Origin of the sequence: Anaerococcus sp. AH8042_DFU013_CI05, from assembly GCF_047936775.1 — a bacterium.
Classification (GTDB): Bacteria; Bacillota; Clostridia; order Tissierellales; family Peptoniphilaceae; genus Anaerococcus.
Map to the genome: position 1 here is coordinate 568227 of NZ_CP175954.1, position 16696 is coordinate 584922.

Sequence of the window (16696 nt, forward strand, 5' to 3'; positions counted from 1 at the left end):
TTTATTCTCTGAATAAATATATCTAAATAATTTTATTATCAAATATGTTAGAATAGTTACACGAGGTATTAAGGAATGAAGGCAGAAGTAAATGAACAATATCCTATAATTGAAAAACTTGAATACAATTTTTTAATAAATGAAGATATATACTCATTTAACACACTTATGTCTTTATTATATGATAAAAACTTTGTAAAATATTCCAAAAACGATTACTATGTAAAAGATTATGTTATGAAAAATCTTAAAAAATATTTTTGGAATCTAAGCGATATTGACCAAATCATTTCAACTTTAGAAAATCTAATCAGCGATGATCTTAATCGTTATGAGTTTTGGATCTGTGTCAAAGCTCAGTATAGGGCTTTTAAAGATAAAAAAATGATTGATGATTTAGAATGTGATTTGATAAATGATTTGGGAGTAAGTTTTTTGATGGATAATGTATATCCAACGCTAAATAAAACAGATCCAAAAATTTTAGATCTGGGAGATAAATATAAAGTAAATATTTATAATGATAAAAATTTGGTATCAAAGTTAAAAGAAAATATGGGTATTTATTGCGATTTGAAAGTAAAATCTAAGATATACTCTCTTGATCATACTACCCACAAACAACTAAGATTTGATACCAGCAGTATTTATACTGAAGATATAACTTTAAACCAAACGAAGAAAATTTATGAAAAATCCCAGTCTTATTTATACAAATCAATTGTAGATATTTATGCGGAATATTATTATAGAGGACTGTTAAGAGAAGTATTAGAAAGATATCAATAGAGCTTATTTAAGCTCTTTTTATTTTAAAAATTATGAGAATATTAGGAATAGATCCAGGAATAGCAATTATGGGATATGGTGTTGTTGATTTTGACGGAAGTAAGGTTAAAGTAATAGAAAATGGTGTCATTACAACATCTAGTAAGACTAAGACACCAGAACGATTACAGATTTTGTATGATAATTTGGATGAAATTATAAAAGAATTTAAGCCAGATGAATACGCAATAGAGGAATTATTTTTTAATCAAAATGTAAAAACAGCAATTACAGTTGGTCATGCTAGAGGCATACAAGTTTTATGTGCTCAACAAAATAAACTACCTATTTACGAATACACACCACTTCAAATCAAGCAAGCTATAACTGGTTATGGTAGAGCTAGCAAAAGTCAAATGCAAAAAACTGTAACTACACTTTTGAATTTAAAGGAAATACCAAAGCCTGATGATGCAGCAGATGCACTTTCTGTTGCACTTTGTCATGCTTTAAGTCAAAGATTTAAAGAAAACTTTAGGATGAATTAATGATTTCATATATTATTGGAGATGTGAGGGCTATAAACGAAGAGGATTTTGTAATTGAGAATAATAATATAGGTTATCTAATCAAAACTTCCTTATCTACCCTTACATTAATAGAATTAAATAACGAATATAAAATTTATACTTCGCTACAAGTTAGAGAAGATGATATGAGCCTATATGGATTTTATTCCAAAGAAGAATTAGAGATGTTTTTACTACTTACATCTGTTTCTTCCATAGGTCCCAAAAATGCCATTGGTATTTTATCATCAATCGGGGTTGAAGATATAAAACTTGCCATTGCAAACAATGATATTGATGCCTTAACAAAAGCAAAAGGAGTTGGTAAAAAAACTGCAAGTAGAATTATTTTAGAACTTATGGATAAGGTTAAACTTATGCCACTAGCTAAAAAATCTGATAAATCTGTTCAACTTCCAGCAAATGAAGATCTAGATGTAGCTAAAGAAGCTCTATTAAATTTAGGATATGCGCAAAATGATATTTCTAATGTATTATTAGAATTAAAAGATATGAATCTATCGCTTGAAGAATTGATAAAAGAAAGCTTAAAAAGACTTATTTAGGGGCAATTTATGTATGATGAAAATGAAAGAATAGTTGGATCAAATGAATTAAAAGAAGATTTAACTAATGAAAATTCAATAAGACCTAAGTGGCTAAATGACTACATAGGTCAAGATAAGGTTAAAGAAAAATTAGATATTTTTATAAAATCATCCTTATCAAGAAAAGAACCCTTAGATCATGTTTTGCTCCAAGGTCCACCAGGACTAGGTAAAACTACACTTTCATCAATTATAGCAAATGAACTTGGTGTAAATTTAAGAGTAACAAGTGGTCCTGCTATAGAGCGTCCATCAGATTTAGCTAGCATACTTACAAATTTGCAACATGGAGATGTTTTATTTATAGATGAAATCCATAGGATAAATCGTTCAGTTGAGGAGATTTTATACTCTGCTATGGAAGATTTTGTTTTGGATATCATAGTCGGAAAAGGACCAAATGCCCAGTCCATACGAATTGATTTGGAAAAGTTTACTTTAGTTGGTGCAACTACCAGAGCAGGCCAATTATCAGCTCCACTTCGCGATCGATTTGGAGTTTTGCTTTCTTTAAGTTTATATAATGCGAATGACTTAACAACTATAATTAAGCGTTCAGCCAGTATACTTGATATTGAAATAGATGATGAGGGTGCTTATGAGATTGCAAAAAGATCTAGGGGTACACCAAGGATTGCAAATAGATTACTAAAAAGAGTTCGTGATTATGCCATTGTTAGGAAAGAAAGTAAAATAGACTGGCAAACTAGCAAAGAAGGATTAAATTTACTAGAAATTGATGATAAGGGTCTTGATACTATGGATAAGAAAATTGTTATGACCATGTATCAAAACTTTGATGGAGGCCCTGTTGGAATAGATACCATAGCAGCATCAACAGGGATTGAAAATGTTACTATAGAAGATGTTTATGAACCGTATTTGTTGCAAATAGGTTTTTTATCAAGAACACCAAGAGGACGTGTTCTTACCAAAAATGCCTATGACCACTATGGATTAATATATGAGGATTAGATGAAAACAGACGATTTTGATTACTACTTACCAGAAGAATTAATAGCTCAACACCCAGCTGAAAAAAGAGACCATGCAAGACTTTTAGTACTTGATAAAAAAACTGGAGAAAAAGAAGACAAATATTTTTATGATATTATAGATTATCTTAATCCTGGGGATGTTTTGGTAATGAATGATACCAGAGTTATCCCAGCTAGACTTTTCGGTCATAGAGAAGATAAAGAAGAATCAATCGAGGTATTTTTACTTCATAATATCGAAGGTAAAACTTGGGAATGCTTGGTTCGTCCTGGTAAAAAAATGAAAATAGGTACAAAAATTATTTTTTCTGAAGAATTATCAGCAGAAGTTAAAGATATAAAAGAAGATGGGAATAGGGTAATTGAGTTTTTCTATGAAGGAATTTTTAATGAAATACTAGATAGACTAGGAAATATGCCTTTACCTCCTTATATAAAAGAAGAGCTAGATGAGCCAGAAGAATACCAAACCGTATACTCAAAAAATCCTGGATCTGTTGCTGCTCCAACTGCAGGATTACATTTTACTAAAGAGCTACTTAATCAAATAGATCAAAAAGGAATAAAATTAGCATACCTAACTTTAAATGTAGGACTAGGTACTTTTAGACCAGTAAGTGTTGAGGATGTAAATGACCATAAGATGCATAGTGAGTTTTATACTATTAGCCAAGAAACAGCTGATATTATAAATCAAGCCCATGCAAATGGAAAAAGAGTAATTGCTACTGGTACAACTACTATCAGAACTTTAGAAACAGTTTTTAAAAATAAGGGTGAATTGACAGCTGATTCTGGCTGGACTGATATATTTATTTATCCGGGATTTGAATATAAGGTCGTAGACGCACTTATAACTAATTTCCATTTGCCAAAGTCAACTTTAGTTATGCTTGTTGCAGCACTTACATCAAAAGATATGATTCTAGATACTTATAGATATGCTGTAGAAGAAAAATATAGGTTTTTTAGTTTTGGCGATGCTATGTTTATTCATTAAGGAGATATTTTGGGACTAACATTTGAAGTTATAAAAAAAGATAAAAACTCAAACGCAAGAGTGGGTGTAATCCATACAGCCCATGGAGATATACCTACTCCTATTTTTATGCCAGTAGGCACTCTTGGAACTGTAAAAACAATGACAGTCGAAGAATTAAAAGAAATAGATGCTAAAATAATACTAGGAAACACCTATCATTTATACCTAAAACCAGGTATGGATATTATGAAAAAATCTGGTGGACTACATAAATTTATGAATTGGGATAGGCCAATACTTACCGACAGTGGTGGATTCCAAGTATTTTCCTTAGCTGAAAATAGAAAAATAAATGAAAATGGTGTAGAATTCAGATCTCATATTGATGGTTCAAAACACCTATTTACTCCTGAAAAGGCTATTTCTATTCAAAATGATATACATTCTGATATTATGATGAGTTTTGATGAGTGCGTAGAAGCTCCAGCTGACTACGATTATGTAAAGCAATCCATGGAACGTACTATACGTTGGGCAAAAAGAGGACTTGATTATCATAAAGAGCACTCACACTCCGATCAATCATTATTTGGAATTGTCCAAGGTGGTTTATATAAGGACTTAAGAGAAAAATCTGCAATCGAAACTACAGCTATGGATTTTGATGGATTTTCTATTGGTGGCCTATCTGTTGGAGAGACAAAAGAAGAAATGATTGATATATTAAACTTTACTACTCCATTACTTCCATATAACAAACCTAGATATAATATGGGAGTTGGCACACCAGATTATTTATTTGAGTCATTTGAAGCAGGAATAGATATGGCTGACTGTGTACTTCCAACTAGAATTGCTAGAAATGGTACTGCACTTACATCTAAGGGGAGATTAGTAGTAAGAAATGCATCGTATAAAGAAGATTTCTCGCCACTTGACCACGAATGTGATTGTTATACATGTAAAAATTATTCTAGGGCCTACATTAGACATTTAATAAATGCAAATGAAATTTTAGGAGCAAGGTTATTAACCTACCATAACTTATATTTCCTATTAAAAATGTGTGAAAATATTAGACAATCAATTATGGAAGATAGGTTCTTAGAATATAAAGAAGAATTTTATCAAAAATATGGCTATTAAATGAAACTTGAATATATCATACTAATTATCCTATTATTTGGATTTTATGAGACATCTATAAAAGATGATATTAAGAGAAAGAAAAATAGAGAATATGTGAATGAAAATTTAGATATTGGTTCGAAAATTACTACTTTTTCAGGGGTTATTGGTGAAGTAACAGAAATTGAAGGAGAAGTGGTGACAATTTTATCAGGATCATTTGATAGTATTAGTAAAATTAAAATAAAAAAATCTGAAATTGAAAATATCATTTCATAAGAGGCAGTAACTGCCTCTTTTATTTTATAAAAAGTTAAAAAATGGTATAATTTTTCTATTAGGGATGGTGAATCTATGAGCAATTGGTTTATATATAACAAAAAAGAAAATTATATGAATAACTTAAAACATAATAATATTTCAAAACTAGAAGCATTGATTTTAGCAAATCGAGATATTGTTGAAGATCAAAGCGTAGAAATGTTTTTAAATCCTAGTCTTGATAAATTACATGACCCATTTTTGCTAAAAGATATGGACAAAGCAGTGGGTTTGATAATTGAAACTATGAAATCAGGTGGGGAGATAAGAGTTTTTGGTGACTATGACCAAGATGGCATAGCATCAGTTATGACCTTACTTGATGGTTTACTTTTCTATTATGATAATATTAGCTATGATATCCCACAAAGAGTAAAAGAAGGATACGGAATTTCATCTGGAATGGTCGAAAAGGCGGTTGATGATAAAGTTAGCTTAATTATAACATGCGATAATGGCATCACTGGTTTTGATCAAGTAAAAGAGTTGAAAAACGCTGATCTAAATGTGATTATTACTGATCACCATGAGATAAACTTCAAATGATGGCGAATGGGCTAGTCAATTATTGCCAGAGGCAGATGCTGTGATTAATCCTAAAAGAATAGATCAAGACTATCCATTCAAGGATTTATGTGGAGCTGCAGTTTGTTTTAAATTGATGGCAGCCTTATTCCAAAAATTAGATGGAGATTATGAATATCTATATGGACTTTTAGAATATGTAGCTATGGGTACTATTTGTGATATAGTATCTCTTACTGATGAAAACAGAATTTTTGTTATAGAAGGACTTAAAAGATTAAATTATACTGAAAAACTTGGAATTAAAGCAGTACTTGAAGAAAGTTCTTGGATGAAAGAAATCGATGTTTATACTCTGGGTTTTATTTTAGGACCTACAATGAATGCTACAGGTAGACTTTCATCAGCAAAAATGGCTATAGAACTTCTGATGGAAGAGGATATAGATAGGATTTATGAGCTTGCTAAGGAATTAGTTGAATTAAATAACGAACGTAAAAATCTTACTCAAGATGGGCTTGATAAATGTCTAGAAATCATAGAAGAGAATAAATATTTTGAAGATGATGTAATAGTAGTTTATGAACCATCTATAAATGAGTCCATATGCGGAATTGTAGCAGGGCGTATAAAAGAAAAATACTACAGGCCTACAATTATACTGACGGATTCAAATACAGAAAGTATTGCTAAGGGATCTGGACGCTCTATTGAATCTTATAATATTTACCAAGAAGTTTTAAAATATAAAGAAAATCTTGAATCATTTGGTGGACATCCTATGGCTTGTGGACTTTCTATAAAGCTAGACATTATTGATGATTTAAGGAAATTTTTAAATGACAATTCATCTCTTACAGATTCACAAAAACAAAAAATTATAAACATAGATAAGGCAATTGATATCTCAAAGTTGTCTTTAGAATTTGCAGAAAGTCTAGAAAAACTTTCACCATTTGGAAAAGATTTTGAAAAACCAATTTTTGCTGATAAGAATGTAGATATATCACAAATTACAATGATTGGAAAAGATAAAAAAACTTTAAAAATGTCACTTTTTAAAAATGGTGTTTATGTAAATGCCATCAAATTTAATGCAGTAGATGATTATAACTATTTACGCGATAAATTTAATGGTCAAATAGAAGGAAAAAAAATTGATGTAGTCTATTACCCAGATATAAATGAGTTTAGAGGCAATAGAAATCTTCAGTTAAAACTTATTGATATTAGATGAGGTAAACATGACAACAGATTTTGAATTAGAATTTGAAAAACTCAAGGAAATCATCCTTGAAAATAATCCAAACGCAGACTTGGATTTAATAAAAAAAGCATACTACTTTGGTGAGATCAACCATAGGGGCCAAAAAAGGAACTCTGGTGAAGATTATTTCATCCATCCAATAGCTGTTGCAAAGACTCTTTCAAATATGAAACTTGATGATCAAACTATTTGTGCAGGTCTTATGCACGATGTTTTAGAGGATACATCAATTACTTATGATCAGATGGAAGAAGAATTTGGTCATGAAATAACTTTTTTAGTTGATGGAGTAACAAAGCTTAAAAATTTAAATTATAGTTCTAGAGAAGAAAAACAAGCAGAAAATATCAGAAAAATGGTCATGGCTATGTCCAATGATGTTAGGGTTGTTTTAATAAAGCTTGCAGATAGACTTCACAATATGCGCACTTTGGAATATAAGACTCGCGAAAAGCAAATACAAACTGCAACAGAAACTATAGAAATTTATGTTCCCTTAGCACATAGACTAGGAATATACTCTGTAAAATGGGAACTTGAGGATTTATGCTTTAGATACCAAGATCCTGAAAGATATTATGAATTAGCCGAAATGGTTTCTCAAAAGCGTCGCGAAAGGGAAGCCTACATAAATGAAATAATTGAGACTTTAACTTCAGAACTTGAAGGTAGTAATATTGATTTTGAAATAAGCGGCCGTCCTAAATCATTATATTCAATTTATAAGAAAATGACTAGAAATGATATAGTTTTTGAAGAGATTTATGATTTAACTGCTGTAAGAGTCTTGGTAGATACCATAGCAGAATGCTATGAAGTCTTAGGTAAAGTTCATTCTTTATGGAGACCAATTCCTAATAGGATAAAAGATTATATTGGTCAACCCAAACCAAATGGTTATCGATCTTTACACACTACAGTTTTTGGGGAAGATTCAAGACCATTCGAAGTACAAATCCGTACTCGCCAAATGCACAAAGAATGTGAATATGGTGTAGCAGCCCATTGGAGATATAAAGAAAATAATACCAAGGGATCTGATTTTGATGATGCTATGGAATTTTTGCGCCGCATAATGGAATGGCAAAATGAAGGTGGGGCAGACTCAGATAGCAAAGAGTTTATGGAAACTTTGAAAACAGACTTTTTCTCAAGGGAAATTTATGTTTATTCTCCAGCTGGGGAAATATATTCTCTTCCATTAGGCTCTTGTGCAATAGATTTTGCTTATAAGGTTCATACGGAAGTTGGAAATAAATGCATAGGCGCAAAAGTAAATGGATCTATCGTACCTATTACTCAAAAACTTAAAACTGGTGATGTTATTGAAATTCTTACTAGCAAAAATTCAGCAGGACCAAGTAAGGATTGGCTAAATATTGTAAAAAGTAACCAAGCCAAAACTAAAATAAAACAGTTCTTTAAGAAAAATGGTAAAGAAGAAAATATCGAAATCGGAAAAACTCAAATAATCCGTGATATAAAAAAACACAGAGAAGGATATAAATCTCTGCTAAAAGATGAATGGGTAGATGAGATTGCAAATGAATTAGGATTTCCTACCCAAGATGAAATGTATGCAGCCGTTGGTTATGGTAGAATTACTAGTGAACAGATAATTCAAAAGCTCATAAAAAGGGAAAATGAGCTAGAAGAAAAACAAAAATCAATTAGTAAACCAGTTGAAATTCAAAAAGAAAATAAAAAGCCAATATCATCTAAAGGCGAAGTTCGCGTGAGTGATTTTGATGATGATATTGAGGTAAAATTTGCAAAATGCTGTACTCCAGTTCCTGGAGATTCTATAATAGGATTTATTACAAAAGGAAATGGAATTTCAGTTCATACAAAAACTTGCCCAAATATCATTAATAGTCACGCACCAGAAAGGCTAATAGATGTTTATTGGCAAAATACTGCGACTGATAAGTTCCCAGTAAAGATTCAAATAGTAGTTGCAAATTCTCCATCAGTTATTTATGACATTACAAAAATGATTTCAACTGTAAATGTAAATATATCTGGTATGAATGCAAGGCTTAATGAAAGTGAAGAAGGAATAATTGATTTAACTGTTGAAGTTAATAGCTTAGACCAGTTAGATGATGTAAAGGCGAAATTAAAATCGTTAGATACAGTTTATAGTGTATATAGGGTTAATAATTAATGAGAGCAGTAATACAACAAGTAAAAAATGCAAATGTAGTAGTAGAAAGTCAAGAAATATCAAAGATAGAAAAAGGATTTTTAGTACTTCTAGGTATAAAAGATACCGATACAATGGATGATCTTGCCTATGTTAAGAAAAAAATCGAAAAACTTAGAATCTTTGAAGATGAAGAAGGTAAAATGAATTTGTCCTTAAAAGATGTAGGAGGAAAGATACTTTTAGTATCCCAATTTACACTTTTTGGAGATGTAAGAAAGGGTAATAGACCTTCATTTATAGAAGCAGCAAGACCTGAAAAAGCTAATGAATTTTATGAAATAATGAAAGATGAGCTTATAAAAGATGGTTTTGATGTAGAAACTGGAAAGTTTCAAACCCATATGCAAGTGGGGTTAGTAAATGATGGTCCAACGACTATTTTGATTGACAGCGAAAGGATTTTGTAGGTGGAGATTAAAAAATTTACCCTAGGGCCTGTGATGACAAATCTTTATGTAGTCAGTGAAAAAGGTCGTGGTTTTATTGTAGATGCAGTAGAAAAAAGTAATTTGGTAACTGATTATATAAATGATAATAACATACAAATTGACTTTATCTTGCAAACACATACCCATTTTGATCATGTTTTAGGACTTGAATATTATAAGAAATTATATGATGTAAAAGTTTTTGCTTCTAGTGAATCAAAAGGTATTGCAAACGATAAAAACTATAATCTTGCCTATAACTATGATAATCTGTATGTACCAATTGATGAGTATTTAGAAGATGATGAAATAATTACTGATTTTGAAATAAAGGCTCTAAAAACTCCAGGTCATAGTTTAGATTCTATAAGTTACTTAATAGGAGATATAATATTTTCAGGAGATACTTTATTTAATATGAGTATAGGAAGAACGGATTTTCCTGGTGGAAATTTTGAAACTTTAATGAACTCAATAAATGAAAAATATAGGGTATTAAAACCTAGTACGATAGTTTATCCAGGACACGGTGAGAAAACAAGTTTGGATTATGAATTTAATAATAATCCATTTTTAATATAAGGAGAGTATATGGAATTTAAAAGAAGCCATATGTGTGGCGAATTAAGAAGTGAAAATATAGGTGAAGAAGTAGTCCTAATGGGCTGGGTAGCAAAAAAAAGAAACTTAGGTTCTTTGGTTTTCTTTGATTTAAGAGATAAAACAGGTATTACTCAAATCGTAGTGCGTGAAGAAGATAAAGAAAATCATGATCTTGCTAGCCACCTAGGTCAAGAATACGTTGTTGAAATAAAAGGTTCAGTTAGGGAAAGAGAATCTAAGAATCCTGATATAGCAACTGGAGATATTGAGATTGTTGCTGAAAAAATTAATATTCTTGATAAGGCTAACACACCACCAATATACATAAAAGATGATGATGATGTAGCTGAAAATCTTAAATTAAAATATAGATATCTTGATATGAGAAAGGCTTCTGTACAAAAAAATCTAAAACTTAGATCGGATATTGTACGTACTATTCGTGAGTACATGTATAACAATGACTTTACAGAAGTAGAAACACCATTTTTAACAAAACCTACTCCTGAAGGAGCAAGAGATTATCTTGTGCCATCAAGAATAAACCAAGGTGAATTTTATGCTCTACCACAATCGCCACAACTTTTAAAACAAATCCTAATGATAGGTTCCTTAGATAGGTACTTCCAAGTTGTAAAATGTTTTAGAGATGAAGACCTAAGAGCTAACCGTCAACCAGAATTTACTCAATTAGATATGGAATTATCTTTCGCTAACCAAGATGATGTAATAGCAGTAAATGAAGGACTTATAAAAGAATTATTTGATAAATATACAGACTATGACTTAACCTTACCGATCCCAAGAATGGATTACAGCGAGGCTATGGAATCATATGGTTCTGATAAACCAGACTTAAGATTTGGTTATAAAATTAAAAATATTTCTGAAATTTGGAAAGATAGTGAATTTAAAGTATTTGCAAACAATACTTCTGAAGGTAAATCAGTAAGAGCAATTAACTTTAAAAATCTAGCAGATAAATATTCTAGAAAACAATTAGATAAATTAACAGACTTTGTTAAACACTACGGCCTAGGTGGGCTTTCTTATATCAAATATGGGGAAGAAGTAAACTCCTCAATTAGCAAATTCTTAACAGATGATATTTTAAATAATATGATTGAAAAATTAGAAATTGAGAATAACGACTTAATTTTAATTGCAGCCGATAAAGATAAAAAAGTTCTTGAAGGACTTGGAGCATTAAGAAATAAAGTTGCAAAAGATAATGATCTATATGAAAAAGAATATGCATTGACTTGGGTTGTAAATTTCCCAATGTTTGAATATAACGAAGAAGAAGACAGATACGTTTCTCAACACCATCCATTTACCATGCCAAATGAAGATGACATTCACTTATTAAAGACTCATCCAGAACAAGTAAGGACTCAAGCTTACGATATTGTTATTAATGGTGATGAAATGGGAGGTGGATCTGTAAGGATCAATAATTCAGAATTACAAAAAGATATTTTTGAAGCTTTAAATCTTACAGAAGAAGATATTAAGAATAAATTTGGATTCTTTATTGAAGCTCTTTCATATGGTACACCACCACATGCAGGATTAGCATACGGTTTAGATAGACTTTTAATGCTATTTGCTAAAACAGATAATATTAAAAATGTAATAGCCTTCCCAAAAACTCAATCTGCAACATGTCCACTTACTGAAGCACCTACAATTGTCGATGATAAAGTATTAGATGAGCTTGGAATCAGTGTAAGGAGTGATGTAAATGACAATGATGATTAAGCAAGGAACAGTCCTAGAAAATAATAAGGGAAAATTATTAATAAGTGTAACTCGTAATGAAGCCTGCGGCTCTTGTCAAGCCAAAGGCACCTGCGGGCAAAAAGAAGAAACTATAATAGAAGTTTATTCCACAGATGACATTGATAAGGGAGATAAGGTTCTATTAGAATCACATTCTTCTGATATTACGAAATACTCAATATATGTTTATTTATTACCCGTTTTTATGATGATTGTTGGGGCCCTATTACCAAACATTTTTCTTAAAAATACTGGATATGACATAAATTTACTTACCCTTATATCAGTTGTTATATTTTTTGCCATATCATTTATGATTATTAAAGGTATTGATAAAAACCTTTCTAATAATAATGTGATGAAAGTGAGGAAAATCTAATGGATTATTCATTAATCAAAGAATTTGATATTGATTTATACCAAGCCTTAGAAAAAGAAGTTCACAGACAAGAAGATAATATCGAGCTTATTGCTTCAGAAAACTATGTTAAACCATATATATTAGAAGCAGCAGGTAGTATTTTAACTAATAAATACGCTGAAGGTTACCCAGAAAAAAGATATTATGGTGGATGTGAAAATATAGATGTTATTGAGCAAATTGCTATTGAACGAGCAAAGGAATTATTCCACTGTGATCATGCAAATGTACAACCACATTCAGGATCTAATGCAAATTTTGCTGCATATTCGGCTCTTATAAAGCCTGGGGATAAAGTCTTAGCGATGAATCTTACAGAAGGTGGGCACTTAACCCATGGTTCTAAAGTAAATTTTTCTGGAAAACTTTATGATTTTTATCCATATGGTGTAGATATAGAAACTGGTAGGATTGATTATGATGATGTTCTAGCAAAAACACGTAAAATTCAACCAAAATTAATAGTTTGTGGTGCAAGTGCATATCCTCGTGAAATTGATTTTAAAAAGTTTAGAGAAATTGCTGATGAAGTTGGAGCAATTTTAATGGCGGATATTGCTCATATTGCAGGACTAATTGTAGCGGGTGAACACCCAGACCCATTCCCATATTGTGATGTAGTTACATCTACAACACATAAGACTTTAAGAGGTCCTAGGTCAGGTATAATTCTTTGTAAAGAACAATATGCAAAAGCTATAGATAAGGCAGTTTTCCCTGGCTCACAAGGTGGCCCACTAGAACATATAATTTTAGCAAAAGCATTAGGATTTAAGCAAAACTTAGATTCATCTTGGAAAGATTATGCTAAAAATATAAAAGCAAATGCAAAAGCTATGGAAGAAGCATTAAGGAATCATGGATTTAAAATGATTTCTGATGGTACTGATAATCACTTATTATTAATAGATCTTACTAATAAAAATATAACAGGCTCGGAAGCTCAAGATTTGCTTGATCAAGTAAATATAACAACAAATAAGAACACTATTCCTAATGAACAGTTATCTCCAAATGTAACAAGTGGCCTAAGAATTGGTACTGCTGCTATAACATCTAGAGGTATGGGTGTTGATGAATCAAAAAAAATCATAGAGCTTATTTCAAGAACTATTGATAGAAATGAAGATATCGAGCAAATTAAAAGGGAAGTTTTAGACCTAACAAGCAAATTTCCTGTATATGGTAATTAATTATGGCAATGCCAATAGTAACTTTAGTCGGTAGGACTAATGTAGGAAAATCAACATTATTTAATAGACTAGTAGGAAAGAAAAAATCTATAACTGAAGATATAAGTGGTGTGACTCGAGATAGGATAGTCGATAAGGTAGAATGGCAGGGGGATGAATTTCTTCTTGTAGATACGGGTGGGCTTGATATATCAAATAAAGAAATGATGAATCAGGAAATAAAATCACAAGTAGAAAAAGCCTTACTAGAAACCAATCTAATTCTTTTTGTAGTAGATGGTAAAGAGGGTTTAAGCCCTTATGATGCTGAAATAGCAGATGTAATCCGTAGATATCATAAAAAAGTCATAATTGTTGCAAACAAAATTGATAGTCACAAAACCCCAGACCACATATACGATTTTTACTCTATGGGTTTTGATGATCTTGCAATAATCTCAGCAGAACAGAGCAAGGGACTTGGAGATTTGCTCGATAAAGTGGTCGAAAACATAGATTTTGAAGCTTTTGATCAAATTGAAGATGAAACAAGAATTGCAATAATAGGTAAACCTAATGCTGGAAAGTCATCATTAGTAAATCTACTTTTAGAAGATGAAAGAATGATTGTAACTGATGTAGCTGGGACTACTCGTGATGCTGTAGATTCATACTGGACTTACAATGATAAAAATTATGTGCTTATAGATACTGCTGGTCTTCGTAGAAAATCTAAAGTAAAAGAAAATATAGAATATTATGCCAACCAACGTACATTTGATGCAGTAGATAGTGCAGAAATAGTTCTGTTTTTAATAGATGCAACAGTAGGAGTGACTGAGCAAGATACAAAAATTGCCGGCTATGCTCATAATCAAAGAAAAGCTATAATCATAGCTGTTAATAAGTGGGATGTAGTCGAAAAAGAAACAAATACTATGAAAGATATGGAAGCAGATATAAGAAATAAATTAGGATTTGCTTTATACGCACCAATAGTATTTATTTCAGTGCTTAAAAATCAAAGAATTGATATTCTTTTAGATATGATAGAAGTTGTAGATAATAATTATCATACTAGAATATCTACAGGTGTCTTAAATAATATTTTGCAAGATGCAATTATGTTAAACCAACCACCTCAAGATAAGGGTAAGAGACTTAAAATATATTATATGTCTCAAGTTGGTACAGCACCTCCTAAATTTATGCTATCTATAAATGACAGAGAAATAATGCACTTTTCATACATGAGATACTTAGAAAATCAAATTAGAAAAAATTATAATCTTATAGGAGTTCCTTTTAGTTTTGTATTAAAAGAAAGAGGATCAGATAAATGATTTTTATCATTGCCTTAATTTCTTATATTATAGGTTCAATACCTAGTGCATATTTGATTGGTAAATATTTTTTTAATACGGATATCAGAGCCCTTGGCTCTGGTAATGTTGGTAGTACCAATGCTTTAAGAAATTTTGGAAGAAAGGCTGGAATTGCAACACTAATTTGTGATGCGTTTAAAGGTTTTATAGCACTTTTTATAGCAGATAAAATAGGTGTAGAACATTTACTAGCTATTAGCTTAGTATTTGTTGTGCTTGGACATATGTATAGTGTTTTTCTTCACTTTAAAAGTGGTAAAGGTGTAGCAACCTCCTTTGGTGCCTTTATTTATTTAGATATTAAATTTGTTCTAATTTTAGTTGGAATTTTTATATTAGTTGTGTTAGTAAGTAGAATGGTATCATTAGGATCTATTTTAGGAGCCTTAAGTGCAATAATTATAGGATATTTCTATTTTGGATTAACAGATATATTTTTCGCTATCCTTATAATTGCAACACTTATTATCTATAAACATAGATCTAACATCCAAAGAATAATAAATAACAAGGAGTCTAAAATATTTTAACTATGGAAATCTCAATTTTAGGTTCAGGATCATGGTCAACAGCTATAGCATATCTCTTATCAGAGAATCACGATGTTTTGTTGTATGCCAGAAATCCTGAAGATGCAAAATATATAAATGATAATCATAAAAATAAAAAATATTTAAAAGACTTTGATTTGCCTACTAATATCAAAGCTACCAGCAATATTAAGGACTTATTTAAAAATAGGTTTATAATTAATGGAATTCCTACTCAAAGCATTCGATCAGTTATTAAACAATTTAAGCCATATTTTGATGAAGATAATATATTTGTAAATCTGTCAAAAGGTTTAGAGTTAGAAACTCACAACAGAATTTCACAAATTGTTAAGCAGGAACTAGGTGAGGATACTCATTATGCTATCTTAAGCGGACCTTCCCATGCTGAAGAAGTTATAAGAAAAATACCTACTGCAGTAGTAATTGCTTGTGAAGATATAAATCTTGCAAAAGAAATTCAACTTATCTTTACAAACGATTGGTTTAGAGTTTATAGTTCAACAGATGTAATTGGTGTAGAGCTAGGGGGAGCTATAAAAAATACTTTAGCCTTTGGGATAGGAATGCTAGATGGTCTTGGATATGGGGATAATACAAAAGCAGCTGTTATAACTCGAGGCATAAATGAAATGAATAGATTATTAATTGAGTTTGATGCTAATCCAAATACACTAAATGGATTAGCTGGAGTAGGCGATTTAATAGTTACATCTACGAGTCTAAATTCTAGAAATTATAGGACAGGATTATTGATTGGACAAGGCTTAAGTATGCAAGACGCTATTAGTGAAATAAATATGGTTGTAGAGGGGATTCCAACTACAAAGGCTTTGAATCAATTAGCAAAAAATCACAAATTAGATTTACCTATAACTTCTGAAATCTATAAGATTTTATATGAAAATAAAAACCCAAATGATTCTGTTGCTTCACTTATGGGTAGAAGCTTAAAAAGTGAATTTTAATATTAATTAAT

General features: G+C 30.8%; 18 protein-coding genes. All 18 read left to right on the forward strand.

Annotated elements, in window-relative coordinates; translation table 11 throughout:
- Positions 1–75 precede the first annotated feature (75 nt).
- Positions 76–789 (forward strand): hypothetical protein, encoded by a 714-nt coding sequence (locus ACKRLN_RS03070; RefSeq protein WP_416335218.1) that lies wholly within the window; start codon positions 76–78, stop codon positions 787–789.
- A gap of 32 nt (positions 790–821) precedes the next feature.
- Entirely contained in the window at positions 822–1316 is a 495-nt protein-coding gene (gene ruvC / locus ACKRLN_RS03075) for a crossover junction endodeoxyribonuclease RuvC (RefSeq protein ID WP_203126485.1), read from the forward strand.
- Positions 1316–1903, forward strand: coding sequence for a Holliday junction branch migration protein RuvA (gene ruvA / locus ACKRLN_RS03080; RefSeq protein WP_203126486.1), 588 nt, complete (start codon positions 1316–1318; stop codon positions 1901–1903). The genes ruvC and ruvA overlap by 1 nt, the downstream gene beginning before the upstream one ends.
- A 9-nt stretch (positions 1904–1912) precedes the next feature.
- The gene (ruvB, locus tag ACKRLN_RS03085) at positions 1913–2920 is read left to right on the forward strand and encodes a Holliday junction branch migration DNA helicase RuvB (RefSeq protein ID WP_416335219.1); all 1008 of its coding nucleotides are present in this window, start codon (positions 1913–1915) and stop codon (positions 2918–2920) included.
- Entirely contained in the window at positions 2921–3943 is a 1023-nt protein-coding gene (gene queA, locus ACKRLN_RS03090) for a tRNA preQ1(34) S-adenosylmethionine ribosyltransferase-isomerase QueA (RefSeq protein ID WP_416335220.1), read from the forward strand. It begins immediately after the preceding gene.
- A 9-nt stretch (positions 3944–3952) separates the two neighbouring features.
- A complete protein-coding gene (gene tgt / locus ACKRLN_RS03095; protein ID WP_416335221.1) occupies positions 3953–5071 on the forward strand; it encodes a tRNA guanosine(34) transglycosylase Tgt in 1119 nt (372 codons plus the stop codon).
- Entirely contained in the window at positions 5072–5332 is a 261-nt protein-coding gene (locus tag ACKRLN_RS03100; RefSeq protein ID WP_203126490.1) for a preprotein translocase subunit YajC, read from the forward strand.
- 75 nt (positions 5333–5407) lie between these two features.
- A complete protein-coding gene (locus ACKRLN_RS03105) occupies positions 5408–5920 on the forward strand; it encodes a DHH family phosphoesterase (protein ID WP_416335222.1) in 513 nt (170 codons plus the stop codon).
- A 40-nt stretch (positions 5921–5960) separates the two neighbouring features.
- On the forward strand, positions 5961–7136 hold the full coding sequence (locus tag ACKRLN_RS03110) for a single-stranded-DNA-specific exonuclease RecJ (RefSeq protein WP_416335223.1): 1176 nt from the start codon (positions 5961–5963) through the stop codon (positions 7134–7136).
- A gap of 7 nt (positions 7137–7143) precedes the next feature.
- Entirely contained in the window at positions 7144–9333 is a 2190-nt protein-coding gene (locus ACKRLN_RS03115; protein ID WP_296141418.1) for a RelA/SpoT family protein, read from the forward strand.
- Complete coding sequence (gene dtd, locus ACKRLN_RS03120) at positions 9333–9782, forward strand: D-aminoacyl-tRNA deacylase (protein ID WP_296141417.1); 450 nt, start codon at positions 9333–9335, stop codon at positions 9780–9782. Before ACKRLN_RS03115 ends, dtd begins: the two co-directional genes overlap by 1 nt.
- Positions 9783–10385 (forward strand): MBL fold metallo-hydrolase, encoded by a 603-nt coding sequence (locus tag ACKRLN_RS03125; RefSeq protein ID WP_416335224.1) that lies wholly within the window; start codon positions 9783–9785, stop codon positions 10383–10385.
- Between the two features lie 9 nt (positions 10386–10394).
- Positions 10395–12167 (forward strand): aspartate--tRNA ligase, encoded by a 1773-nt coding sequence (aspS, locus tag ACKRLN_RS03130; protein WP_416335225.1) that lies wholly within the window; start codon positions 10395–10397, stop codon positions 12165–12167.
- The gene (locus ACKRLN_RS03135) at positions 12151–12567 is read left to right on the forward strand and encodes a SoxR reducing system RseC family protein (RefSeq protein ID WP_296141411.1); all 417 of its coding nucleotides are present in this window, start codon (positions 12151–12153) and stop codon (positions 12565–12567) included. The genes aspS and ACKRLN_RS03135 overlap by 17 nt, the downstream gene beginning before the upstream one ends.
- Positions 12567–13802: a serine hydroxymethyltransferase gene (gene glyA / locus ACKRLN_RS03140; protein WP_416335226.1), complete on the forward strand. Its 1236-nt coding sequence runs from the start codon at positions 12567–12569 to the stop codon at positions 13800–13802. Before ACKRLN_RS03135 ends, glyA begins: the two co-directional genes overlap by 1 nt.
- A gap of 2 nt (positions 13803–13804) precedes the next feature.
- Complete coding sequence (gene der / locus ACKRLN_RS03145; protein ID WP_416335227.1) at positions 13805–15124, forward strand: ribosome biogenesis GTPase Der; 1320 nt, start codon at positions 13805–13807, stop codon at positions 15122–15124.
- Positions 15121–15696: a glycerol-3-phosphate 1-O-acyltransferase PlsY gene (plsY, locus tag ACKRLN_RS03150; protein ID WP_416335228.1), complete on the forward strand. Its 576-nt coding sequence runs from the start codon at positions 15121–15123 to the stop codon at positions 15694–15696. Before der ends, plsY begins: the two co-directional genes overlap by 4 nt.
- A 2-nt stretch (positions 15697–15698) precedes the next feature.
- Complete coding sequence (locus tag ACKRLN_RS03155) at positions 15699–16685, forward strand: NAD(P)H-dependent glycerol-3-phosphate dehydrogenase (RefSeq protein WP_416335229.1); 987 nt, start codon at positions 15699–15701, stop codon at positions 16683–16685.
- Positions 16686–16696 lie beyond the last annotated feature (11 nt).